24 protein-coding genes are annotated in these 20,514 nt (G+C 60.6%); 22 read left to right on the plus strand and 2 right to left on the minus strand.

Annotated elements, in window-relative coordinates; translation table 11 throughout:
- Positions 1-120 precede the first annotated feature (120 nt).
- Positions 121-864 carry a ParB/Srx family N-terminal domain-containing protein gene (locus C6Y62_RS08155; protein ID WP_173953533.1) on the plus strand — a complete coding sequence of 248 codons (744 nt, stop codon included), beginning with the start codon at positions 121-123 and terminating at the stop codon, positions 862-864.
- Positions 857-1,711: a DNA methyltransferase gene (locus C6Y62_RS08160; protein ID WP_173953534.1), complete on the plus strand. Its 855-nt coding sequence runs from the start codon at positions 857-859 to the stop codon at positions 1,709-1,711. The genes C6Y62_RS08155 and C6Y62_RS08160 overlap by 8 nt, the downstream gene beginning before the upstream one ends.
- A gap of 59 nt (positions 1,712-1,770) precedes the next feature.
- On the opposite strand, the gene C6Y62_RS08165 is transcribed toward C6Y62_RS08160, so the two are convergent.
- Positions 1,771-2,004 (minus strand): hypothetical protein, encoded by a 234-nt coding sequence (locus C6Y62_RS08165; protein ID WP_173953535.1) that lies wholly within the window; start codon positions 2,002-2,004, stop codon positions 1,771-1,773.
- Positions 2,005-2,008: 4 nt separating this feature from the next.
- Positions 2,009-2,521 carry a hypothetical protein gene (locus tag C6Y62_RS08170; RefSeq protein WP_173953536.1) on the minus strand — a complete coding sequence of 171 codons (513 nt, stop codon included), beginning with the start codon at positions 2,519-2,521 and terminating at the stop codon, positions 2,009-2,011.
- Positions 2,522-2,628: 107 nt separating this feature from the next.
- On the opposite strand from C6Y62_RS08170, the gene C6Y62_RS08175 reads away from it, so the two are divergent.
- The 20 genes from C6Y62_RS08175 to C6Y62_RS08265 all read left to right on the plus strand — a co-directional run bounded on the left by C6Y62_RS08175 (position 2,629) and on the right by C6Y62_RS08265 (position 20,452).
- The gene (locus tag C6Y62_RS08175) at positions 2,629-3,162 is read left to right on the plus strand and encodes a hypothetical protein (RefSeq protein ID WP_173953537.1); all 534 of its coding nucleotides are present in this window, start codon (positions 2,629-2,631) and stop codon (positions 3,160-3,162) included.
- Entirely contained in the window at positions 3,083-5,071 is a 1,989-nt protein-coding gene (locus tag C6Y62_RS08180; protein ID WP_173953538.1) for a terminase gpA endonuclease subunit, read from the plus strand. Before C6Y62_RS08175 ends, C6Y62_RS08180 begins: the two co-directional genes overlap by 80 nt.
- 54 nt (positions 5,072-5,125) lie before the next feature.
- Complete coding sequence (locus tag C6Y62_RS16825; protein ID WP_420844151.1) at positions 5,126-5,323, plus strand: phage head-tail joining protein; 198 nt, start codon at positions 5,126-5,128, stop codon at positions 5,321-5,323.
- Positions 5,324-5,343: 20 nt separating this feature from the next.
- Positions 5,344-6,888, plus strand: coding sequence for a phage portal protein (locus tag C6Y62_RS08185; protein WP_173953539.1), 1,545 nt, complete (start codon positions 5,344-5,346; stop codon positions 6,886-6,888).
- Positions 6,854-8,965: a prohead protease/major capsid protein fusion protein gene (locus C6Y62_RS08190; RefSeq protein ID WP_173953540.1), complete on the plus strand. Its 2,112-nt coding sequence runs from the start codon at positions 6,854-6,856 to the stop codon at positions 8,963-8,965. Before C6Y62_RS08185 ends, C6Y62_RS08190 begins: the two co-directional genes overlap by 35 nt.
- 65 nt (positions 8,966-9,030) lie before the next feature.
- On the plus strand, positions 9,031-9,354 hold the full coding sequence (locus C6Y62_RS08195) for a DUF2190 family protein (RefSeq protein WP_173953541.1): 324 nt from the start codon (positions 9,031-9,033) through the stop codon (positions 9,352-9,354).
- A gap of 4 nt (positions 9,355-9,358) precedes the next feature.
- On the plus strand, positions 9,359-9,763 hold the full coding sequence (locus C6Y62_RS08200) for a hypothetical protein (RefSeq protein WP_173953542.1): 405 nt from the start codon (positions 9,359-9,361) through the stop codon (positions 9,761-9,763).
- Between the two features lie 4 nt (positions 9,764-9,767).
- Entirely contained in the window at positions 9,768-10,568 is an 801-nt protein-coding gene (locus C6Y62_RS08205; RefSeq protein ID WP_173953543.1) for a hypothetical protein, read from the plus strand.
- 14 nt (positions 10,569-10,582) lie between these two features.
- Positions 10,583-10,792, plus strand: a complete 210-nt coding sequence (locus tag C6Y62_RS08210) for a hypothetical protein (RefSeq protein ID WP_173953544.1) — start codon at positions 10,583-10,585, stop codon at positions 10,790-10,792.
- Positions 10,785-11,312, plus strand: coding sequence for a phage baseplate assembly protein V (locus C6Y62_RS08215; protein ID WP_173953545.1), 528 nt, complete (start codon positions 10,785-10,787; stop codon positions 11,310-11,312). The genes C6Y62_RS08210 and C6Y62_RS08215 overlap by 8 nt, the downstream gene beginning before the upstream one ends.
- Before the next feature lie 12 nt (positions 11,313-11,324).
- Positions 11,325-11,510, plus strand: coding sequence for a hypothetical protein (locus C6Y62_RS08220; protein ID WP_173953546.1), 186 nt, complete (start codon positions 11,325-11,327; stop codon positions 11,508-11,510).
- 5 nt (positions 11,511-11,515) lie between these two features.
- On the plus strand, positions 11,516-11,935 hold the full coding sequence (locus C6Y62_RS08225) for a GPW/gp25 family protein (RefSeq protein ID WP_173953547.1): 420 nt from the start codon (positions 11,516-11,518) through the stop codon (positions 11,933-11,935).
- A 26-nt stretch (positions 11,936-11,961) separates the two neighbouring features.
- Complete coding sequence (locus C6Y62_RS08230) at positions 11,962-12,888, plus strand: baseplate assembly protein (RefSeq protein WP_173953548.1); 927 nt, start codon at positions 11,962-11,964, stop codon at positions 12,886-12,888.
- Positions 12,885-14,084, plus strand: coding sequence for a phage tail protein I (locus tag C6Y62_RS08235; protein WP_173953549.1), 1,200 nt, complete (start codon positions 12,885-12,887; stop codon positions 14,082-14,084). The genes C6Y62_RS08230 and C6Y62_RS08235 overlap by 4 nt, the downstream gene beginning before the upstream one ends.
- A gap of 12 nt (positions 14,085-14,096) precedes the next feature.
- Positions 14,097-16,352 (plus strand): hypothetical protein, encoded by a 2,256-nt coding sequence (locus tag C6Y62_RS08240; protein ID WP_173953550.1) that lies wholly within the window; start codon positions 14,097-14,099, stop codon positions 16,350-16,352.
- Positions 16,353-16,371: 19 nt separating this feature from the next.
- Entirely contained in the window at positions 16,372-16,545 is a 174-nt protein-coding gene (locus C6Y62_RS08245; protein ID WP_173953551.1) for a hypothetical protein, read from the plus strand.
- Positions 16,546-16,548: 3 nt separating this feature from the next.
- Positions 16,549-17,949, plus strand: coding sequence for a hypothetical protein (locus C6Y62_RS08250; protein WP_173953552.1), 1,401 nt, complete (start codon positions 16,549-16,551; stop codon positions 17,947-17,949).
- A gap of 66 nt (positions 17,950-18,015) precedes the next feature.
- Positions 18,016-19,524, plus strand: a complete 1,509-nt coding sequence (locus C6Y62_RS08255; protein ID WP_173953553.1) for a phage tail sheath protein — start codon at positions 18,016-18,018, stop codon at positions 19,522-19,524.
- Positions 19,525-19,580: 56 nt separating this feature from the next.
- Entirely contained in the window at positions 19,581-20,117 is a 537-nt protein-coding gene (locus C6Y62_RS08260) for a phage major tail tube protein (RefSeq protein ID WP_173953554.1), read from the plus strand.
- A 17-nt stretch (positions 20,118-20,134) separates the two neighbouring features.
- Complete coding sequence (locus tag C6Y62_RS08265; protein ID WP_173953555.1) at positions 20,135-20,452, plus strand: phage tail assembly protein; 318 nt, start codon at positions 20,135-20,137, stop codon at positions 20,450-20,452.
- Positions 20,453-20,514: the final 62 nt, after the last annotated feature.

Consider the following 20,514-nt stretch of genomic DNA (forward strand, 5'->3'; position numbering starts at 1 on the left):
CCTGCCCCCCGTGCGGCGCGCCGCCCCCCGGTTTTCGCACGTATTTCGGTTTTCAGTTTTCCCGTTTCGCTTCGCCCCGTAGATGGCGCTGGGCGGGCGGTTGATGTCTTGAGGTAGGCTATGGCAGCCCCGACGAAACCGGCGCTCTGGCCCGCTGATGCGGTCGAGCGTTGGCCCGTTGATGACCTGATCCCGTATGCCCGGAATAGCCGAACGCATAGCGATGAGCAGGTGATGCAGATCGCGCGCTCGATCGAGCAGTTCGGCTGGACGATCCCGGTTCTCGTTGCCGAGGACGGCACGATCATCGCCGGGCATGGCCGCGTTCTCGCGGCGCGCGTTGCCGGCATCGACGAAGTGCCGGTGATGATTGCGCGCGGATGGACCGACGCGCAGCGCCGTGCCTACACGATCGCAGATAACAAGCTGGCCGAGAATGCCGGCTGGGATCTCGACGCGCTGAAGCTCGAACTTGCCGACTTGGGCGAGATCAATTTCGATCTTGATGTGATCGGCTTTTCTGATGCTGAGATCGACGATCTGTTGAGCGCTGGCCAAGATGATGAGGCCGACAGCGCCGAAGATGATGCGCCCAAAGCGAAGCTTGCAGAGCGCTTCGGCATTCCGCCCTTCTCGATCCTGAACGCCCGCGAAGGTTGGTGGCAGGATCGCAAGCGGGCTTGGCTCGCGCTGGGCATTGAAAGCGAACTCGGCCGGGGCGACGCGCCAATAGGCGGCGCGCCCATGCCAATGGATCGCAAAAAGGCGAACGCTGAGCCGGGCGGATCGAAGCTGCCGGCGGCGAACTATTCGAAGAACAAGGCGCGCGGCGATGGCCGTGGCCGGGCGGTGGTTGATGGCTAAGGGCAAAGCCCGCACGTTCGGGCAAGACCTGATGCGCGGTGAACATAATGTCGGCGACACCAGCCCGAAGGGGATGGTGTTTGGCGAGATCGAAATGGATGGGCCGACATCGAGCGGCACATCAATCTTTGATCCGGTTCTTTGTGAGATCGCTTATCGGTGGTTCTGCCCGCATGGCGGCACAATCCTCGATCCATTTGCCGGCGGTTCCGTTCGCGGTCTTGTCGCCTCACGGCTTGGCCGCCGATATGTCGGCATCGAGCTGCGGCCCGAGCAGGTGGCAGCCAATCGCGCGCAAATGCACATCGCTGTCGATCCGCTGCCGGAATGGCGTGAAGGCGATAGCCGCGAGATCCCGACGCTTGCCGCCGATGTTGAAGCTGACATGGTGTTCTCGTGCCCGCCGTACCTCGATCTTGAGGTTTACAGCGACGATCCGGCCGACCTTTCGACGCTTGGCGCAGGGGCGTTCTATGAAGCGCATGCGCAGATCGTGAAGGCCGCGGTCGATCGCCTGCGTAACGATCGGTTCGCGGTGTGGGTTGTTGGCGATGTCCGCGACAAGCGCGGGTATTATCTGAACTTCCCCGGCAAGACGGTGGAGGCATTCGAGGCTGCCGGGGCGCGCTTGTATAACGAGGCGATCCTTGTAACCGCCGCCGGCTCATTGCCGATCCGCGCAGGAAAGCAGTTCACGGCTACGCGCAAGCTCGGCAAGACGCATCAGAACGTGCTTGTGTTCTGCAAGGGCGATCCTCGAAAGGCGACCGAAGCTTGCGGCGAAGTTGAGTTCGGCGAGTTTGCCGATGATGCGCTAGACGACGCGGCGCTTGATACCGTGTTTTGAAAAGCGAAGGCCCGCCGTGGGCGGGCCTAGTTGAAACCGCAAGCCATCCGCTACAGTCGTCAACCTTCCGGCAGCTTGAACTTGGCCGCCAAAGCGCTGATGGCTGTAGCGGTAAGCGCTTCCGGATCTTTGCCGATCTGCTTGAAGAATGCCGGATTGATGTGGGCTTGATAGCCGCGCTGAAACGTCATTGTTTCTTCGCTGAGATCGAAAAACTTCGAAGCGATGCGCAGGGCTGCGATCTTGTCGCCCGCCGCCCATGCATTGCGGATCTGATCTGTTTTGCTCCGCATCGGATCAGCCCCGCGCTTCTAACGCGATGATGCAAAGATTGCGATAGCGGTCGAGCGCCTTCGGCGAGGATGAATACGCCTTCAGCTCGAATGCCTTCAAGCCGCGGATGTCGCCAGCTTCTGCAAGGCGGATCAGCGCCTCGCGCTTTTCGCGGTAGCGAGCGTGCGTCGGGGCGCTGAAGTCTGGCGGCGCGGGCAGCTTACCGGCCTTGGCAGCCTCAACGGCTGCGGCGCGTATGCCTACGGGCTTTGCCGTCGCGGCTTTCTTCTCAGCCTTCGGCTTCGTCTTTTTCGGCGCCTTCTCTGGCGACGGCTTCTCGCTGGTCGCGTTGATGATCGCTGTCTCGGCGTCTGAGTAATCGAGCTGCAAGAAGTGGCTCGGGGCGGCGAGGCCTTTCTGTTCCGCCGCGCTGATGAAGCGCGCGATAGCTGATGCTTTCGAGTTTGCCCGCTTGGGCGCGCCGCCGACGATGATGGCGGTGAGTTTTGAGATTTGCTGTCCGGACAGATTGCTCATGCTGATCTCCTGATTGATGGCCAACGGGCTCGGCCAGTCAGCATGTGTCAGGACACGGAGCAAGGGCTAAGTCGAGGATACAGCACCACAAAAGAGGTTGTTGCTCCATGGTAAAGCCGCCGAAAAAAAGTGCCGAGCAGCGCGCCGGCTCGATTAAAGCCGAAGTCGCGGCGGCTCTTATTCGGGTGACGCTGCGCCGGCTACAACAATTGGTTGCCGAGGGTTGGATCAAGAAAGAGGCCGGCCATTACACGATCCGCGGCGTTGTCCACGGCTACCTCAATTTCCTCGACAGCGTTCGCGAGCGGGCGACGAAGAATGAAGCGGACAACCGCGTGCGCGCCGCAAGGGCGCGCGAAATCGAACTTCGAACAGCACGCGAAGAAAGCGAGCTGATCCCGACCGATGAAGCGGTCGCATATACGCAGGCAGTGGTGGGCGCGTTGATCTCACGCATGAATGGACTGCCGGCGCAGATCACGCGAGATCTCAATGAGCGCCGTCGAATTGAGGCCATGCTTGACAAGATCCGCTCGGAAGTGGCGGCCGTCAGTGCGGAACATGGCGCGGCTTATAGAAGCCTGCCAGATATTGATAGAGCCGACGCCGAAGACCACGCCAAGCGTTTGGGCGGCGAATAATCGGCGGTATGCAGAAACAACGGGCTATCCCGGCCCGCGCGATCCGTACCTTACGCCCTATGTCGTGCCGATCACGGATGCCGCGGCGTCCGGGCTTTACAAGCGCGTCACGGGCGTCATGGGCGCGCAGATGGGTAAGACCGATGGCGAACTTGATCTGATCGGCCACCGGCTCGATCAGCGGCCCGCGCCTATTCTGTATGTCGGCCCGACGAAGGATTTCGTCGTCGATCAGTTCGAGCCGCGATTGATTACGCTGCTCGATGAAGCGCCAACGCTGAAGGCGAAAGTGGCGCGCGGTAAGCGATCGAAAAAGACACGCAAGTTGGTCGCCGGTGTGCCGGTGCGCCTCGCTTACGGCGGATCGTCGTCGGCGCTGAAGTCTGATCCGGCCGCGCTTGCGATCGTCGATGAATACGACGAAATGCTGTCGAACATCAAAGGCCAGGGCGATCCGCTCGGCCTGATCGAAGCACGCGGCTTCACCTATGCCGAGTTCGTCACGGTAATCACGTCCACGCCGTCGCGCGGGCTTGTTGAAACGGAGATTGATCCGGTGTCAGGGCTCGAACTGTGGTCGGAAGCAGACACCGAAGAACTTGAAAGCGGTATCTGGAAGCTGTGGCAGGAAGGCACGCGCTATCACTGGACGCTCCCCTGCCCGCACTGCGGCGAATACTTTGTGCCGCGCTTCAAGAACTTGTGCTGGCCGAAAAACTCGTCGCCTGCGCAAGCGCGGCGCGGCGCTTACATTCAATGCCCGCAGGGTTGCGCAGATCCGATTGTTTACGAGCACTTGCCGGCGATGAACGCCGCGGGCCGTTACGTGGCGCCGGGCCAAACGATCGAGCGTGATGGCATCGTCCGCGGCGACCCGCCGGACAGTTCGTCGTGTTCTTTTTGGGTTTCCGGCTTGGCTTCGCCGTTCGTCTCATGGGGCGAACGTGCTGAAAAGTACCTGCTCGCTAAGGCGAGCGGTGAAAGCGACAAGGTTCAAACCGCCGTCAATGCCGGTTTCGGCGAGTGCTACACCATGGGCGGCGGCGGCGACATTCCCGAATGGGAGGAAGTCCGGCGCTTGGCGCTACCGTATCAAGAAGGTGACGTGCCGGACGGCGTGTTGTTTCTTACGGCAGGCGTGGACGTGCAGAAGAACCGGCTTGTCTACGTTGTTCGTGGCTGGGGCGTTCGGCAGGAAAGCTGGAAGATCGCGAGCGGCGAGCTTTGGGGCACAACATCGGAAAACGATGTGTGGCTTGATCTTGATGAAATGCTGTCGGCTCAGTTCGGCGGCTTGCACATCCTCCGCACGTTCGTTGACGCCGGTTTCCGCCCCGGCAAAAAGGAGCTTGTGCCCGAGCACAAGGTGTATGAGTTCGCCCGGCGGCATCGCCGCACGGTGTTTGCTACGAAGGGCTTCGACACGCGCCCGACGCCGTTGTCGGTGAACCGCATCGAGGTCACGCCAAAGGGTGGCAAGTCGAAGTACGGCCTTGATCTCGTTCGCCTTAGCACGGACTTCTTTAAGTCGTGGGTGCACGAGCGCTTGCGCTGGCCGGAAGGCGAGCCCGGCGGGTGGCACTTGCCGGCGGACCCGACCGAAGATTACTGCCGCCAGATCGTTTCCGAAGCCCGCGTGCGCAAGCCGAATGGCGGCGTTACGTGGGTGGCGAAGCATCGCAACAACCACTATCTCGACTGCGAGGCGCTCGCCTATGCGGCGGCATACATGCTGGGCGCCCAACGTCTGAAGGATGACGCGCGGCGCCCCGCGCCACGGCCACCGGCCCCGATCCGCCGCGATAGCGACGATCAAGAAAAAACAGAGCAGCCGGAACGGCGGCGCGATCCGTGGACCACGGATGGACGCAACCGGCGGCAGAACCCACGGCGCGAGCGGTGGCTTTAGCGGGCGGCTTCGGCCGCCCAAACGCGCTTCGGCGCCAATTAGCACAGGTCAAACATGGCAGCTTGCGACGATGAAATCGCCGCCTTGCGCGAAGCGATTGCGCTCGGCGTGCGCCGGGTTGTGACGCAGACAAACGGCGTCCGTAAAGAGGTGGAGTACCCATCTTTTGCGGATCTAAGGGCGCGCCTCGAATGGCTCGAAGCGCGATGCAATCCAACGCGTCGGCCGCGCGGCGTCCTCGCCTCGTTCTGAAAGGGGCGACAGTGAAACCGATGAACCTGATCGACCGCGCCATTGGCGTGGTTGCGCCGGGCGTCGCCTTGCGGCGCGTCCGGCAGCGAACGGCCTTGGACGCCTTTGCGCGGTCATATGATGGCGCCGGGCGTGGCCGCAAAACCAACTCTTGGCGTGCGCGTAGCACGTCCGCCGATGCGGAGCTTGCAGCGTCAGGCCGCGTGTTGCGCGACCGCATGCGGGAGCTTGAGCGAAATAATCCACACGCGGCGAACGCAATATCGCAGCTTGTTGCCCACGTAATCGGCGACGGGATTATCCCCCGCGCGAAGACGGGCAACAAACGTCGCGACAAGAAGATCAACGATCTGTTCAAGCAGTTCGTCGACAACTGCGACGCTGACGGCCGCCTCGACTTCTACGGGCTTCAATCGCTTGCGTTCCGTGAAATGGTGGTGTCAGGCGATGGCTTGATCCGGCGCTTCAATCGAAAAGGCAAGCGCGGGGCGGTCCCGCTCAAGCTGAAGGTTGTTGAAACGGATCTGATCGACGACACCCGGTCTTGGTCGCTTCGGAATGGAACCTATGCCGTAAACGGCATTGAGTTCGATAAGCGCGGCGATCGGCTAGCTTATTGGATGTTCGACGAGCATCCGGGTAGTGCGTCGCTCGGCGTAATGACGGGCTTCGTTTCGCGGCCGGTTGATGCTGACAACATCGTTCACATCTATGAGCAGCAGCGCACGCAAGTGCGCGGCGCCCCTTGGGGCGCGCCAGCGATGGTGGCGCTGCACAACCTTGGCGCCTACGAGGAAGCCGAGATCGTTCGCAAGCGCATCGAGAGCTGCATGGTTGGCATCCTCATCGGTGGCGACGAGAACGATGGCGTCGGCATCCCGCTCGATGGCGATCAGGCGCCGGGCGTTTATGATGCGGATGGTTTCCAGCTTGAGAAGTTCGAACCCGGCATGTTCGCGGTCGCCCGCGGTGGTCGCGACATCAAGTTCAATCAGCCATCGCCGACCGGATCTTATGAGGCTTACAAAAAAGCGAGCCTGCATACGATCGCAGCTGGCTTCCGCATGCCGTATTCGCTGGTCTCTGGCGATCTTTCGCAAGTCAATTATTCATCCTCGAAGATTGGGCTTGAGGCGTTCAAGCGCCTCGTCTCGTCGGTGCAATGGCAGATCGTCATTCCGATGCTGTGCCAGCCGATTTGGGATTGGTTCATCGACGCTGCGTTCTTGGCCGGCAAGATCGACACGGATTATGTGCCGGTCGAATGGAACCCGCCGCGCTTCATGTCTGCCGATCCGAAAAAGGACGTTGAAGCGACGCTTTCGGAAGTGCGATCCGGCTTGAAGTCGCCACAACGTGCGATCGCAGAAACCGGCTTCGATCCGGATGAAGTCCTCGAAGAATTTGCGGAGTGGAATGCCAAGCTCGATGCGAAGGGCGTCGTGCTTGATAGCGATCCGCGCCGCATGACGAAAATCGGCCAAGCGCAAGCTGAGCCGAAAGATCCATCCGCCAAAGAGGTGACTGAAGATGGCGAAGGCCAGGAAAAAGCCGACGACGAATAACCGGTCGGTTTCGCTTCCATCGTTCCTGCGAACGGCGGAAGTGCGCGCCAACTCGTACAATGAAGACGACAACACGATCGATGTCATTTGGTCTACGGGCGCGAAAGTGCGCCGGTATTCGTGGGCTGAGCGGCGCTACTATGACGAAGTGCTTGTCATGGAGCCGTCTGCGATCCGCATGGGCCGCTTGAACGCCGGCGCGCCGCTGCTGGATAGCCACAATCAGTGGTCGTTGCGCAGCGTGCTCGGCTCGATCGTGCCCGGCACTGCAAAGGTTTCTGGCGGCAAAGGAACGGCAACAATCAAGCTAAGCCGTTCGCCTGACGATGCTGCCACGGTTGACAAGATCAAGGACGGCATCATCCGAAACATTTCGGTCGGATACATCATCCACCGGATTGAGAAGATCGATGCCCCTGAAGGGGGCGTCCCCGAATGGCGCGTGCTGGATTGGGAGCCGACCGAAGTTTCGGCCGTGCCTGTGCCAGCAGATGCGGGCGCGCAGGTGCGCGCCGGTGAACCGAACAGCAGTGAAAACAGCGCAGAGCAGCGCCTGTATCCCTGTGAAGTGATCGAAACACGAAGCGAGCCGCAGGCCGCTGAAAGCAAGGAGGCCGCCATGGCTGACGACAACACCAACGAAACCACCTCTGCCGTAACCGAGCCGCGCGCCGCCCCCGTTGATCAGGCACCGGTCGAAGCCCAGGCACCTGCTGCGATGACGGCAGAGGAAGCACGGCGCGTTGCGCAGGAAGCCGTTCGCGCTGAACGTGACCGCGCTGCCGGCATTCGCGCCCTTGCCGCAAAGTTCCGTGCCGTTGACTTCGGCGCAGAGCACATCGAGCAAGGCACTACGCTTGAGGCATTCCGTACGGCGCTGATGGATCGGCTTGAAGCTGAGCAGGAGCGCAACGAACCGAATACCATCAGCCACATTCCTGGCCCGGTACAGATGACCGACAGCATGGCAGAGCGCCGCAACGCTGCAATTCAGAACGCAGTGCTCAATCGCGCAGATCCTTCTGTTGCGCTGACGGAAGACGGCCGCGACTTCCGTGGTTTGACGCTTATTGAGCTTGCGCGCGAAAGTCTCGAAATCCGCGGTATCCGCACTCGTGGCATGACGCGCCTCGATATTGCCCAGCATGCGCTTCAGCCGCAGTTCCGCAGCGGCGGCCTGATCGCGACTTCCGATTTTGCAACCATCTTGTCGAATGTCGCGAACATCACTCTGCGCGCTGCTTACGATGCTGCACCGCAGACTTTCCGTCCGCTCGTTCGCGTAACCAGCGTGTCGGACTTTAAGCCGGTTACGCGCGCGCAGCTCGGTGAAGCCCCGTCGCTCGAAAAGGTAAACGAGCACGGCGAATTTAAGCGCGGCGCGATCAAGGATGGCGGCGAAACCTATCGCGTTGAGACGTTCGGTAAGATCGTCGGCATCACGCGGCAGGTGATTATCAACGACGATCTTGAAGCGCTGACGCGCCTTCCCCGCGCGTTTGGCCAGCAGGCGGCGCAGCTCGAAAGCGACATCGTGTGGGCCGAGATCATGTCTAACCCGACAATGGGCGATGGCGTGAAGCTGTTCCATGCTGACCACAAGAACCTTGCATCTGCCGGCGCCGGCATCACGGTCGGTTCGGTCAGTGATGCCCGGCTGGCGATCGCGCATCAGACGGGCCTTGACGGTAAGACAGTGCTCAATCTTGCGCCGAGTTACATCATCGTGCCCGGCGCGCTCGTTACCCATGTCGAGCAGTTCCTGAGCCAGATTTACGCGGCCAAGCCTGCCGATGCGGTGCCGAACAGCCTCAAGCAGCTCACGCCGATTTCTGACCCGCGCCTCGACCTTGGTATCGGCCGTTACGAAATCGCGGGCTCGCCCAAGGCTTGGTATATGGCGGCTTCCCCCGCGCAGATCGATCTCATCGAGCTGGCCTATCTCGAAGGCAACCAGGGCGTCTACACCGAAACCCGGCAGGGCTTCGATGTCGATGGCGTCGAGCTGAAGGTCCGCATGGATGTCGGCGCGAAGGTCATTGACCACCGCGGGCTGTTCAAGAACGCCGGCCAGTAAGGATCAACAAGCGGCGGGCTTCGGCCCGCCGTTTCGTTTTCCATCCTCTTTTATTGGAGCTTCAAATGAAGAACTTCATCCAGCCGGGCGACGTTGTAACCGTCACGGCCCCGGCCAATGTCGCGTCCGGTTCGGGCGTGCTTGTTGGCACGCTGTTTGGCGTGGCCGCGTTTTCTGCGCTTGCTGATGCTGAGGTCGAGATCAAGACTACGGGCGTCTTTGAGCTTCCCAAGACCGCGGCGCAGGCTTGGGATGTCGGCGCAGCGATCTATTGGGACGGCGCAGCGGGCGTAGCCACCACCGTCGCCACCGACAACGTTCCGATCGGCAAGGCTCTCGCTGCCGCTGCGAACCCGTCCGCACGCGGCATCGTGCGGCTCAACGGCTAAGCCAATGAGCAGCATGTGGAAGCGGCTTGACGCGGCGACGGGTCGAGCCGTTTCCCGTGTCTACGGCGAGCGAGTCGCCGTGCGCCCAAAGATCGAAAGCGAATACTCGGAAGCGCCCGATGATCCGTTGCGCGACGCGAAAGTCATTCGTGGCGTATTCGGGCTGGAACATGACACGGAAGATCTTCGCGGACAGCGGCTAAAGGGCGAGTTTGCCGGCGTCGGCCGGCTAGCTGTTGGCGCGGCGCATGTATTGGTTTCCGCCGCCGAATACGCCGGGCTCGGCTACGATTTGCAGCGCGGTGATGTCATTGCCTTTCCGGATCAAAGCGGCGTGCCATCCTATCGCGTCGTCGTCTCGCATCCGCTCGATTGCGGCGATCGTTTTGTGATCCTTTCTGTGGATTAGCCCAATGAACCTTGTCGGCTTTGCATTGCGCATCGCCACGGTTGAGCTGCTGCGCAACGCAACGCTTGCCGGCGATCGCGTCCGTGACAGCATGATCGATCCGGCTAACCTGCTTACGCAGGATGCGCAGCCGTTTATCGTCGTCGCTATCGACCAGTCGGAAATCACCCCTACGGGGCGCGACATACTTGGCGCGAACCGCACGATCAGCCTCACGATGGATGTGGCGCTTGCGGGTAAGGTTTCGATCCCTGCCGGTGATGACGGGCCGCAGGATGATGTTGTCATTCCGCACACCGACGCCGGCATGGAATTGGTGCTCGATCTGATCGGGCGGCAGATCGATCGCGCGCTGTTGGCGAATGGTCCATGGGCGAAGATTTGGCGCCGGTTCGCGCCGGCCATAAAGAAGGTGCAGGTCGATCGCGGTGCATCGGCTGAGAACGGCATACGCTACGCCACGCGCCAAATCATCTTCACACTTCAGGCGATAGCCGAGCCGAGCTTCGGCGAGCCGGAGGGCGTTTGGACTGAGTTCCTGGCGCTGATGCGTGCGGACGCAAAACTTGCGCGCATCGCAGACCTTATCGAAACCGAGATCGGATCACCGACGCTCGATGGATGGGCGAAGGCTCAGGCGGATCTTGGTCTCAACAGTCAGTTCAGCTTTGGCAATGGCACGGTGCCGCTCACCGATGCGCCGGCGCCGCCCGTCACAAGCGTTGACGTTCAATTCCCCGGCGGCGGTTGGAGCGCCGATGCTGAAAGCATCGACGATGCGCTTGGCCCCGAGCCGTCACCATAACAAATGGAGGCCTCATGCTTCTCAAGTACGTTGTGACCGGCTCCGCGCCGTTCACGCTCGGCGGCGTGACCGCGACGCCGGGCGATGTGATCGAGCTGCCTGTGCAGTTGGCCCATCATCCTGTTGCGATGGGTGCGCTTCGCCCTGCCCCGCCCGATGCGGAAGTTGCGGCGGGCAAGCCGGTGGCGAAGCCAAAGACCAAACGGAAGACGGCCAATGCGTGAGCTTGTGGATCTCGCGTTGCGCGTCGCTGAACTCGAACGCCGGCAGGCGAACAATTTCCGTCACGGCACGGTCGAGGAAGTCGATGCAAAAAAGCAGCTCATGCGCATGCGCCTTGGCGAAGGCGAGGACGGGCAGCCGTTCCTCGGGCCGTGGGTGCCATACGCGCAGATTGCGGGCGCCCTGAAAGTCCACACGCCGCCCTCAAAAGGGCAGCAGATGACCATGATTAGCCCCACCGGCGACATGCGGCAGGCAATCGCCCTGCCGATGACGTGGAGCGATCAGAACAAGAGCCCGAGCGACAAAGAGGACGAACATGTCCTTACGTTCGGCGATGTGCGGATCGAGATCAAAGAAAAGGGCCTGAAGCTGACTGTTGGCGATCATTCGATCGAAGTAACCGGCGAAGGCACCACGTACTCGAACGGCAAGATCGAGCACGATGGGCATTTGATCGACAAGACGCACGTTCACACCGAAGTGATGCCCGGCCCAGCATTGACCGGGCCGCCGCCTTAACGGGAGAAACAAATGAAGCAATACATCGTGACGCCGGTTGCCGGTGAATGGGTTGCCGGCCGCCGCGTCAATCATGGCGACGTGATCTCTCTCACCGACGAACAGGCCGAATATGAACTAGCCCGCGGCCTGATCGTACTCGCGACGCCTTCTGTCGCTGCCGAAGCCGAAGCCGCCAAGCGCAAGCGCCGGAGTTGATCGCCATGGCCTCACCTGTTGGATCGGGCGTCAACCGCCACACCGGCCGCCCGGTCCACGGGTGGGAACATACGTTGCTGTGCTTAGAGGAAATCTTCTGCACCCCATACGGTTCGCGCGTCATGCGGCGTTGGCTCGGATCGCTTGTGCCCCACATGCTGGGCGAGAACCTGACGCCAGAAACGGTTCTGCGCTTCCGAACTGGAATTATGGCCGCGCTTGAGCAAGAGCCACGCTTCCACTTGCAGTTCGCTGTTGTCACGTCGAACGCGGATGAACTGCGGCAAGGCAAACTTAAGCTTGAGCTCCATGGGCAATATCGCCCGCGCGCGCACCTTGGTGACTTCACGGTTGAAGGTCCGCGTCGTGTTTTGATGATCGGCGCAGCCGAGAGCCTTCCGATCGTATTCGACGGAACGGAATAGCACCCCACACAGACGAGGCGTTGACCATGGCAAATTCAGCCAATCGATTTCTCGCGCCTACGCTCAACCCGGCCCACCTGCCGATCCCTGACGCGATTGAGGTGATCGATCAGGAAGCTATCCTTGACGAGCGCATGGGTGAGTTCCAGGCGCGCGCGGATCAAGCCGGCTTCCCTTATGATGTGGGCGGGCTTGAGTTTGATCCGATCAAGATTGATCAGGAGGCGCATGCGCACCGCGAGGCGCTTATGCGCGCTCGCGTCAACTCGGCTGTTCGCGCCGTGCTGCCGGCATACGCCCAAGGCACGGATCTCGATGCCATTGTTGCGCGCGCCAATGTCCACCGCCTGACGCTTGTTCCGGCCGATCCGGACGCCGGCACGCAGGCGGTTATGGAGGATGATCAAAGCCTTCTGACGCGCTATCTCGCATCCTACGCGGTGCCGTCCGCCGGCTCTTATGACGGCTACATTTATCACGCGCTGACTGTGTACCCGCAGGCGCGTGACATCACAGTGCTCGGGCCGGGCATTCACGGCGTTCCGGGGCGCGCTGCTGTGTACCTGCTCGGCGACACGGGCGATCCTGTGCCGGCGGATAGTGTGGATATGGTCCGCGAATACCTTTCGCAGAACCACATCAAACCGCTGACAGATCAGCTCGTCGTTCAGGCGGCGGGCATCATCCCGTACGTGACGGAACTATCCATATTGGTGCCCCGTGGCCCTGCGCCATCGACGGTCGCAGCAGCAGCGAAGGCGGCCGTCGAAGCGGCTGCCTATGCGCGTTTTGCGATTGGCGCGCAGGTTTACGCCAACGTCCTGGAGGGCGCGGCGTACGTCGCCAACGTGCTGCGGGTAACGCGCACATCACCGGCGGCAGACATTCGCCCCGGCCCGTCGCAGGCGGCTTTTTGCACTGCCGTCAACATCAATGTCGAGGTTGAGCCGTGATCCCGTATGAAGATCATATCGCCCCGATGGCGACGACGCCGCTGAACAAGGCGCTTACGTCCCTGTCCACGCGGCTTGAAGGCATCAACGCCCCGACGCGTGAAGTTTGGAACCCATGGACTTGTCCGCCGGACTTCCTGAAGGCTCTTGCGCATGCCTTCTCAGTCGATCTTTGGGTCGATGATTGGACCGAAATGCGCAAGCGCCGGATCATCGCCAACGCCGTTGAAATGCACCGACAGAAGGGCACGCTTGCGGGAGTCCTGTCGTATCTGAGCTATGTTGATGCCACGCTGTTGCAGGTGACTGTGCCGCCGGTGCGTGTGTTCAGCGGCGCCAACCTGACGCGCGAGCAGCGCGAGACGTGGTTGGGATCGCTGCCGCAGCTTCGCACGTGGCGGATGAAAGAGCCGGGGCACAAAGGGTTCGGGCTCTATTCGTCCGGGTTCGCCGCACCATCGTTTTTTGAACGAGGCTTCCCAATCCCGTCAACGGCGCTGCTGCGCCACCGGCGCCGGGCGCGCTGGGTTGTTGACGGCATCGAGACTGAAACGCGGGTTAGCGAGTTCGGCAGTTGGTTCCGGCTTCATCTTAACGGGCATGAGCAGCAGCGCGTAATATCCGGGCGCATTCGGCGGCAAATGTTCTTCATGCCATCAACGGCGCGTGAGCGCCTTGTTACGATCCAGCCGTCACCGCGGTTGGCTTGGCGCTCGCCGGTTGGCCCAACACTTGAACCCGTTGCGTCGGAGCCTGAACGCGTTGTCGAGGCCGGCACCCGGCGCCATGGCGTGTTCAGCGACACCGTAGGACGCGGGTTCTTCCGCCCATCGACTGCGGGCTATCGCATCTATTGGCGGTTCCCTGTCCACGATGGCAGACGCGTGCATCGGCGACCAACGGTGCAGTTCATGGGCGTCGGTCGCTATGGGTTCCCGGCGCACACGGCGCACCTTGAGATCCTGACGAAATCCAAGCAGTCGCGCTGGCGCGCGGGGGAAGGCATTCATTTGCCCGGCACCCGGTTCTGGATGCCGCACAACCCCGCCCCAATGCAAAACGTCCGCCGCGCGCTTGTCGCCGCGAAGCGGGCATCAGACGAAATCCTCATTCGCTACCCCGAACGCAATGCGTTCGTCGCGGGGAAGCCCTTCATCGCCGGGATCAACGATCTTGTCGTCGGTCGGCCGAACTAAGGAGCACGGAACGTGGAACAGCAGGTAATTTTCCGCGAGTATCAAGAGCAGACCGCGGGCGACCACAACAATATCCAAGACTTCACCCGGCGTTCATTCGATCATTTGACGAATGATGCCGTAACGAAGACGAACCGCTACGCCGGCTTCGCGGTGGTGAAGACGGCTCAGATCGAAGTGCAGGTCGCTGCCGGGCGCATGTACGACCAGAATGGCGCGATCTTCGCCCGCAATTCATCCCTTTCCCAAAGTCTGACAAGCCACCTGCCCGCTGCCGCGAAGCGGATTGTGGCTGTGTCGTGTTATGGGCAGGAGATCGAAACTGATACGCAAGAGCGCGATTTCCTCGTGAACACCGAAACCGGGGCGACGCAGCCCGACGCGGTTTCGATGTCACGATCGCGAACAGCGGTTCTGGCGTTCACCGCCGGCGCCGAAAGCGCCGATCCGCAGCCGCCGCCGATCCCGGCAACGCATGCGATCATCGCCTATATTCTGCTCGATACGCTTTCAATCGTCTCGATTGATATGCAAACCGATAACGCGGTGATCTCGACTGAGGCACTGCATGTTCGGACTAAAGCGCTCGAAGCTTGGCGCGCGGCAGTTGAGCCCCGAATTGACGGCATTGCATCGGATGTTGCCGCGATCGCAAATGACGTTCAGTCGTCGGCAGACGGCTACCGCATGGATCAGATTTATCGCGACATCGCCCGGGTCAAGTCGGCGATCGCGATCCCTGATCTGGCGTCGGATTACGGCGCAGATCACTTCCTCGACCATCGTTACAGCGACGTTGATAACGCGCAAGATCTTGGCTTCAACGCCAAGGTCGAGGAAGGCATTCGCTTCGCGCCCGACGCTGAGGATGTTACCGCGCTCAATATCTTCAGCGCCAATGATCCCAATGCGGCGCTGAACGCGGGCCTGCTGCTGCCGGCTTACGACCACGCATTGAAAATGGAGATCGGCCCATATCATTCTGACATCGGCATCGCACAGTACGGATTTCAGACCTATGAAATCGTGCAGCGGATGATGTCCCGAATGCGCCTCCGCTACGGCCCGGAACAGACGATCTGTACGAATAGCCAGTGGTGGCAATCCGGTGCTTACAATCCGGCCGAGGGCATTCTTTTGAAGGGGAATGAAACTTGGCAGGTGCTTGGCCAGGCACCCGGCATGAAGGCGAAGTTTCTCCGCGTGCGGCAGGTTTTTGAAGATTGGTATGAAGAACCCTACTGGGAAGGCATCACGGTCGATCACAGCATTTCGGGGGCGCAGGTATCGCAATCGTTCCTTCAGGGCAACGATATGTGGGCAACCCGTCTCGGCTTCTATCTTACCGTGAAGGCAGCAAACGAAAACATCCATCTGTCATTGGTGGAAGTTACCAACGGCGTGCCCGACCTTCAGAAGTGCATTCTTCAGCAGACGGTGCCGCACGAAGCCCTTGCGTCGAATGGGTGGACCGAAATCAACATCATGCCGACCTTCCTCCGCGCGGGCGGCAGGTACGCGATTGTTCTGACATCGAACGCCAACCATCGTGTGGGAATGGCCTATGGTCAGAGTTACCTTGATGGCACATTCTTCTATTCTACGGACGGTGCCTATCACCAAGGCGACCTGACCAAAGACATGATGATCCGTGTCTATGGGGCGAAGTTCCGCGCTTCGCAGGTTGCCATCGAGTTGGATGCCATTTCGCTGTCGGGCGGCATTCAGAATATCGACATTCTCGCTGGCACCATTCAGCCGTCTTCGACTGAGCTTGTTTACGAGATCCAGCCCGGCGGCTCGGGCGCTTGGCGGCGTCTTACCGTTGATGACTTGGGTGCGCTTAGCAGCACGCCCGCGCTTTGCCGGTTCCGTGCCCGCTTCGTTGGCACGCGGGACATGATGCCTGGCATCAATCTGGTTGACAGCGAGGTGCGGGTTTCACGGCCCAAGACGACGCTGACGCATATCTCGAAGCCTTGGCCGATCGAGAATGCGTCGAACAAGATCACGGTACAGCTGCTGCTCGAAGACTTCGATCCCACGCCGCATGACGTTAATTGCCGGCTGCGCATCGCTGGCGCATGGGTCACTGCCGACACGATCACTACGCGCCTTGTTACGGCCGAGGATAAGCGCTGGCAGCGCACTTATGTGTTCGAGCTTGATGATCCCGTCACCGAGTTCACAACCGAAGTCACGGCCACAACGAACCACCCATCGACCACGTTTCACGTGGCCGAGTTCATCTTTTGGGCGGGTGCGTAAAAGCATGAAGGAAACTGACATGGCGAAAGCCCCTCGCGCGCAGGCTATTGACCCTGAAGCGCAGTATCGCATCAAGCTCAATCGCGTGGTGCAGATCGGAACGACAGTCTTGAAGCCCAAAGACGACAATATCGTCAAGGGCAAGCGCCTTGCCGAACTCGGCGAAGCCGTTACGAGCTATCAGAAGGTGTAAAGAATGCGCCGCATCGACGCCTATAGGATCAAGCGAGGTGAAAATCTCGGCGATCCGGAAACATGGAACCGGCGTTTCGAGGACTTGGATCTACGGATCGCGCAGTCCGAAGACGCATTGCAAAACGTCGATGCGGTGGCGAACCGTGTTGAGGCGGTCGCTCTCGATCGCCTCAATAACGTTATCACGCCTTTGGTAAATGAGGCGCGCGACCGGCTTGGCAACGTTGCCACCATATTCGACGCCACATCGACCACGCCGCTCAACATCCAGCTCGGCGCAGCGATCATAAATATCGCTGAATACGAACGCGATACGTTCACGCCCATGTCGTACGTCATGATTTTTCCGCCCGATGACATGGAGCGTTACATGGCCGGGCGGACGGTCGAATACGATCGCCGAACCGGCGATCTTACGATCGACGTGTCGCGAACGCAGGGTGAAGGCATCGTGTCGAATTGGCTTGTTACGCCGATCGTCATGGCAACGAACATTGAGCAGGTTGTCGAAGATGTTTCCAACGCTCGTGTCGCCGTGCTCGGATTTAAGGCTGAAGTCGAAGCCTATCGCACGCAGGTTCAGGATATGGCCGGAAGCGTAGCGCAAAGCCGTACATTCGCCGAACAGGCGCGTGATTTGGCTGGCGCACATGCTGGCGCTGCGCTTGCGTATAAAACGGCCTCGGAAGCCGCGCGCGACCAAGCGCAGACCTATCGCAATCAAGCTGCGGCGATCGTAGGTCTCGATCCGAACGACTATCAGGCGCGCGCCGAGCGCAACATGGCCAACGGCTACGCCGGCCTAGATGCTAACGGACGAATTGCGTCATCAATGCTACCCACGCTGCCGGTTTCTAAGGGCGGCACAGGCGCCACAACGCCCGGCGATGCGCTTGAAGCCTTGGGGGCGCAAGCGCGGCTGTCGTACACGCCTGCCCGCGCGGATCGCAAAATCATGACCGGAAGCGGGTTAATCGGTGGCGGCACCTTGAAAGAGGACCGAACGTTAGCGATCGACAAGGCGAGCCCTGCAAACATTCGCGCCGCTGCACTGAATAAGGTTGTGACCGCTGATGGCGTTGCGACCGCAATGGATTGGGTGGCGCTTGAGGACGCGCCATCAATCGAGGTGGACCACGCGGATGGTGTCAACCGCGTGCTGACGTTGGGTGACAACAACGCCTTCGCCAATCCGACCAATGGCAAGCCAGGCTATCCGCTTAACATCCGGATCAAGCAGGATGCCATCGGCGCGCGCGTTCCGAGCTGGGGCGCCGCCTATGATTTTGACGGCGTGGCGCCATTGCTTTCGCCTGAGCCGGGCGCTGAAGACCTTGTGTCTTTCATCTGCATCACGCCGGGCAAGTTCGCCTGCATCGGCATTCGGCGCCGCATCGACTAGCCGAAGCCAACTCATCCTTTCTGCAACAAGCCCACCATCCGGCGGGCTTTTTTATTGGAGATCCCAATGTCCGATCCGACATTCGGCATTTCAATTACGCGGGTCGATAACGATCCGCGGCCCGGCATCCCTTCTGATATGTCAATCGTCGGGATCGTCGGCACGGCCCCGCAGGCGAACACGGACACCTTTCCGATCAACACGCCCGTGTTTGGCTACAGCGACAACACCGCAATGATGTCGGCGCTTGGCGCCACCGGCACGATTGTTGACGCCTTGCAGGGCATCAACGATCAGCTCGGCGAGTATCAGGTTGCCGCGAAAGTGGTGATCGTGCGCGTCGAGGAAGGCGCAACGGTTTGGGAAACGATCTCGAACATCGTCGGTTCGTCGATCGCGAAGACGGGCATTTGGGCGCTGACGCTCGCCGGGCCGATCCTTGGCGCAATCCCGCGCTTGATCCTGACGCCCGGTTACACTTCGCAGCAGATCCGCGGCCTCGCCACGCTGACGCTTGGCGTGCAGGGCGCGAACATGACCGAGCCACCCGTTGTTGAGTTCACCGGCGGCGGCACCGATCCGCTGAAGGTGATGCCAACGGCACATGCAGTGATGGGCGAAGGGCCGGATGCAGGCAAAGTTGTCGCGCTGGTTGTCGATGATCCGGGCGCAAATCTGTCGGGCGTACTGACGGTCTCATTCACCGGTGGCGGCGAAGCGGAGAACAAGCTCTTGCCCACCGCTACGGCAGCGATCGAGATCCTTGCCAATCCGGTTTGCGCTGCCCTGCCCCCGGTCCTCGAAAAGCTTGTCGCTCACGCGGTGGTTGATGGCCCGGCAACGACGCAGCAGGCTTACACAGATTGGCGTGAAACGATCCAGTCGCATCGCATCATCCCGATTGAGACGGCGGTTAAGGTCGGCGTGAACGCGATCGTCAAGCCGCTATCACCGCGCGTTGTCGGCATTGGCGTGCGGCGCGATCACGAGTTTCAAGGTCGGCCGTTCCATTCGTGGGCCAATCAGCCGGTACAGGGCATCGTTGGTCCGAACCGCCCGATTGACTTCTCGCTCACGGACGGCGCCACCGAAGGCCAGATGCTGCTTTCGCAGAATGCGGGCATCCTTGTTCGCGGTGAAATGGGCGTCGAAAGCGCCATTGCCAGCGGCGGCTTCGTGTTCATCGGCACGGACAATTGCAGCGAGGATCCGCTCTGGCAGTTCTACCACGTCACCCGTGGCCGCGATTACATCCATCTGATGTTCCTGCGGACGCTGCGGTACTTCCTCGGCCGCCGCAACATCGACTTCAACACCGTGACGGACATCATCGACACGGTGAAGTTCGCGCTTCGCGATCTTGAGGCCGATGGGGATATTCTGCCGGGCGCGAAGGTGTACTTCACGCGCGATCAGAATAGCCCTGAGCAGCTTCGCCTGGGCAAATTCACGTTCGACTTCGCGTGCGAAGAACCGCCGGTGCTCCGTTACATCGGCATTCGCTCGGCGCGCAACCGTGCATCGCTCGAAATCTTGCTTGATGACCTGCTGGCGCAGATCGACGCCGCAGTCTGATCCATGGGGCCGGAGCAATCCGGCCCTTTTCTTTTCTGCGCTCTTAGGAGGTCGCAATGTCCACGCTTTACATCGTCGAAGCCGCCAACTTGTTTTGCGGCGATCACGAGGTCGAGAACTCGAAGCACTTGGCCATTCAGGAACTCAAGCTGCCGCCGCTGCAAGCGAAGTATTCCGATCATCACGCCGGCGGCGCGCGCGTCGAGATTGAAGTTGAGGTCGGCATTCAAAAGCTGGAACCCACCTTCAAGCTTGTCGGCTTTGATCCGGCCTTGCTCACGCAGTTCGGCCTCGGGACCAAGATCAAGAACATTTACACCGCATACGGCGAAGTTCTTGACCGGCGCACGGGGCAATCAGTCGAGCTGATCGCGAAGATTGAAGGGCGGCTCGGCAAGGTCGAGGGCGACGCCTTCCAGCGCGGCGAACTGATGGCGCACGAATACGCCATCAACGAGGTCACGCATTACGAGATCCACTTCAACGGTCAGGAAAAGATCTATTGGGACTTCTGGCGCAGTCAGTGGCGCGTTGGCGGTGTCGATCAAAACGCTGTTTCAAACAGCTTGCTGCGCATTCCGCGCACTGCGTAACACGGGGCTGAAGCCAGATGTCAGAAGAAAACAAAGACCCGGCAAAGCCGATGTCTCGGGGGCTCTACCCGCTACGCCATCCGTTCCAGAGAAGCGATGGAACTGAGGTGACGGAACTGATTTTGCGACGTGCGCGCGCAAAGGACGTTCTCGCGATCGAGCGCGTTGGCAAGCGAAAAGGAACGGATACCGAGGCGACGTTGGCCTTTCTGGCCAGCACCAACGGCATGACCGAAGACGAAATCGCTGAAATCGATGCAGAAGACCTGATCGCCATTAGCGAAAAGGTGATCGATTTTTTGCCCGACGATTGGAAGGCGGCGCGCAAAGCGTAATTGCTGAAGTCGCCCACGTCCTGAACACATCAATCGCGGATCTTCTCGAAATGGACTGGCAG

The sequence above is a fragment of the Hyphomicrobium sulfonivorans genome (assembly GCF_013306565.1).
Classification (GTDB): Bacteria; Pseudomonadota; Alphaproteobacteria; order Rhizobiales; family Hyphomicrobiaceae; genus Hyphomicrobium_A; species Hyphomicrobium_A sulfonivorans.

What these genes read in the sequence shown, in the direction of transcription:
- C6Y62_RS08155 (WP_173953533.1), top strand. Translation starts at nt 121, where the DNA reads ATGGCAGCCCCGACGAAACCGGCGCTCTGGCCCGCTGATGCGGTCGAG.
- C6Y62_RS08160 (WP_173953534.1), top strand. Translation starts at nt 857, where the DNA reads ATGGCTAAGGGCAAAGCCCGCACGTTCGGGCAAGACCTGATGCGCGGT.
- C6Y62_RS08165 (WP_173953535.1), bottom strand. Translation starts at nt 2,004, where the DNA reads ATGCGGAGCAAAACAGATCAGATCCGCAATGCATGGGCGGCGGGCGAC.
- C6Y62_RS08170 (WP_173953536.1), bottom strand. Translation starts at nt 2,521, where the DNA reads ATGAGCAATCTGTCCGGACAGCAAATCTCAAAACTCACCGCCATCATC.
- C6Y62_RS08175 (WP_173953537.1), top strand. Translation starts at nt 2,629, where the DNA reads ATGGTAAAGCCGCCGAAAAAAAGTGCCGAGCAGCGCGCCGGCTCGATT.
- C6Y62_RS08180 (WP_173953538.1), top strand. Translation starts at nt 3,083, where the DNA reads ATGGCGCGGCTTATAGAAGCCTGCCAGATATTGATAGAGCCGACGCCG.
- C6Y62_RS16825 (WP_420844151.1), top strand. Translation starts at nt 5,126, where the DNA reads ATGGCAGCTTGCGACGATGAAATCGCCGCCTTGCGCGAAGCGATTGCG.
- C6Y62_RS08185 (WP_173953539.1), top strand. Translation starts at nt 5,344, where the DNA reads ATGAACCTGATCGACCGCGCCATTGGCGTGGTTGCGCCGGGCGTCGCC.
- C6Y62_RS08190 (WP_173953540.1), top strand. Translation starts at nt 6,854, where the DNA reads ATGGCGAAGGCCAGGAAAAAGCCGACGACGAATAACCGGTCGGTTTCG.
- C6Y62_RS08195 (WP_173953541.1), top strand. Translation starts at nt 9,031, where the DNA reads ATGAAGAACTTCATCCAGCCGGGCGACGTTGTAACCGTCACGGCCCCG.
- C6Y62_RS08200 (WP_173953542.1), top strand. Translation starts at nt 9,359, where the DNA reads ATGAGCAGCATGTGGAAGCGGCTTGACGCGGCGACGGGTCGAGCCGTT.
- C6Y62_RS08205 (WP_173953543.1), top strand. Translation starts at nt 9,768, where the DNA reads ATGAACCTTGTCGGCTTTGCATTGCGCATCGCCACGGTTGAGCTGCTG.
- C6Y62_RS08210 (WP_173953544.1), top strand. Translation starts at nt 10,583, where the DNA reads ATGCTTCTCAAGTACGTTGTGACCGGCTCCGCGCCGTTCACGCTCGGC.
- C6Y62_RS08215 (WP_173953545.1), top strand. Translation starts at nt 10,785, where the DNA reads ATGCGTGAGCTTGTGGATCTCGCGTTGCGCGTCGCTGAACTCGAACGC.
- C6Y62_RS08220 (WP_173953546.1), top strand. Translation starts at nt 11,325, where the DNA reads ATGAAGCAATACATCGTGACGCCGGTTGCCGGTGAATGGGTTGCCGGC.
- C6Y62_RS08225 (WP_173953547.1), top strand. Translation starts at nt 11,516, where the DNA reads ATGGCCTCACCTGTTGGATCGGGCGTCAACCGCCACACCGGCCGCCCG.
- C6Y62_RS08230 (WP_173953548.1), top strand. Translation starts at nt 11,962, where the DNA reads ATGGCAAATTCAGCCAATCGATTTCTCGCGCCTACGCTCAACCCGGCC.
- C6Y62_RS08245 (WP_173953551.1), top strand. Translation starts at nt 16,372, where the DNA reads ATGGCGAAAGCCCCTCGCGCGCAGGCTATTGACCCTGAAGCGCAGTAT.
- C6Y62_RS08250 (WP_173953552.1), top strand. Translation starts at nt 16,549, where the DNA reads ATGCGCCGCATCGACGCCTATAGGATCAAGCGAGGTGAAAATCTCGGC.
- C6Y62_RS08255 (WP_173953553.1), top strand. Translation starts at nt 18,016, where the DNA reads ATGTCCGATCCGACATTCGGCATTTCAATTACGCGGGTCGATAACGAT.
- C6Y62_RS08260 (WP_173953554.1), top strand. Translation starts at nt 19,581, where the DNA reads ATGTCCACGCTTTACATCGTCGAAGCCGCCAACTTGTTTTGCGGCGAT.
- C6Y62_RS08265 (WP_173953555.1), top strand. Translation starts at nt 20,135, where the DNA reads ATGTCAGAAGAAAACAAAGACCCGGCAAAGCCGATGTCTCGGGGGCTC.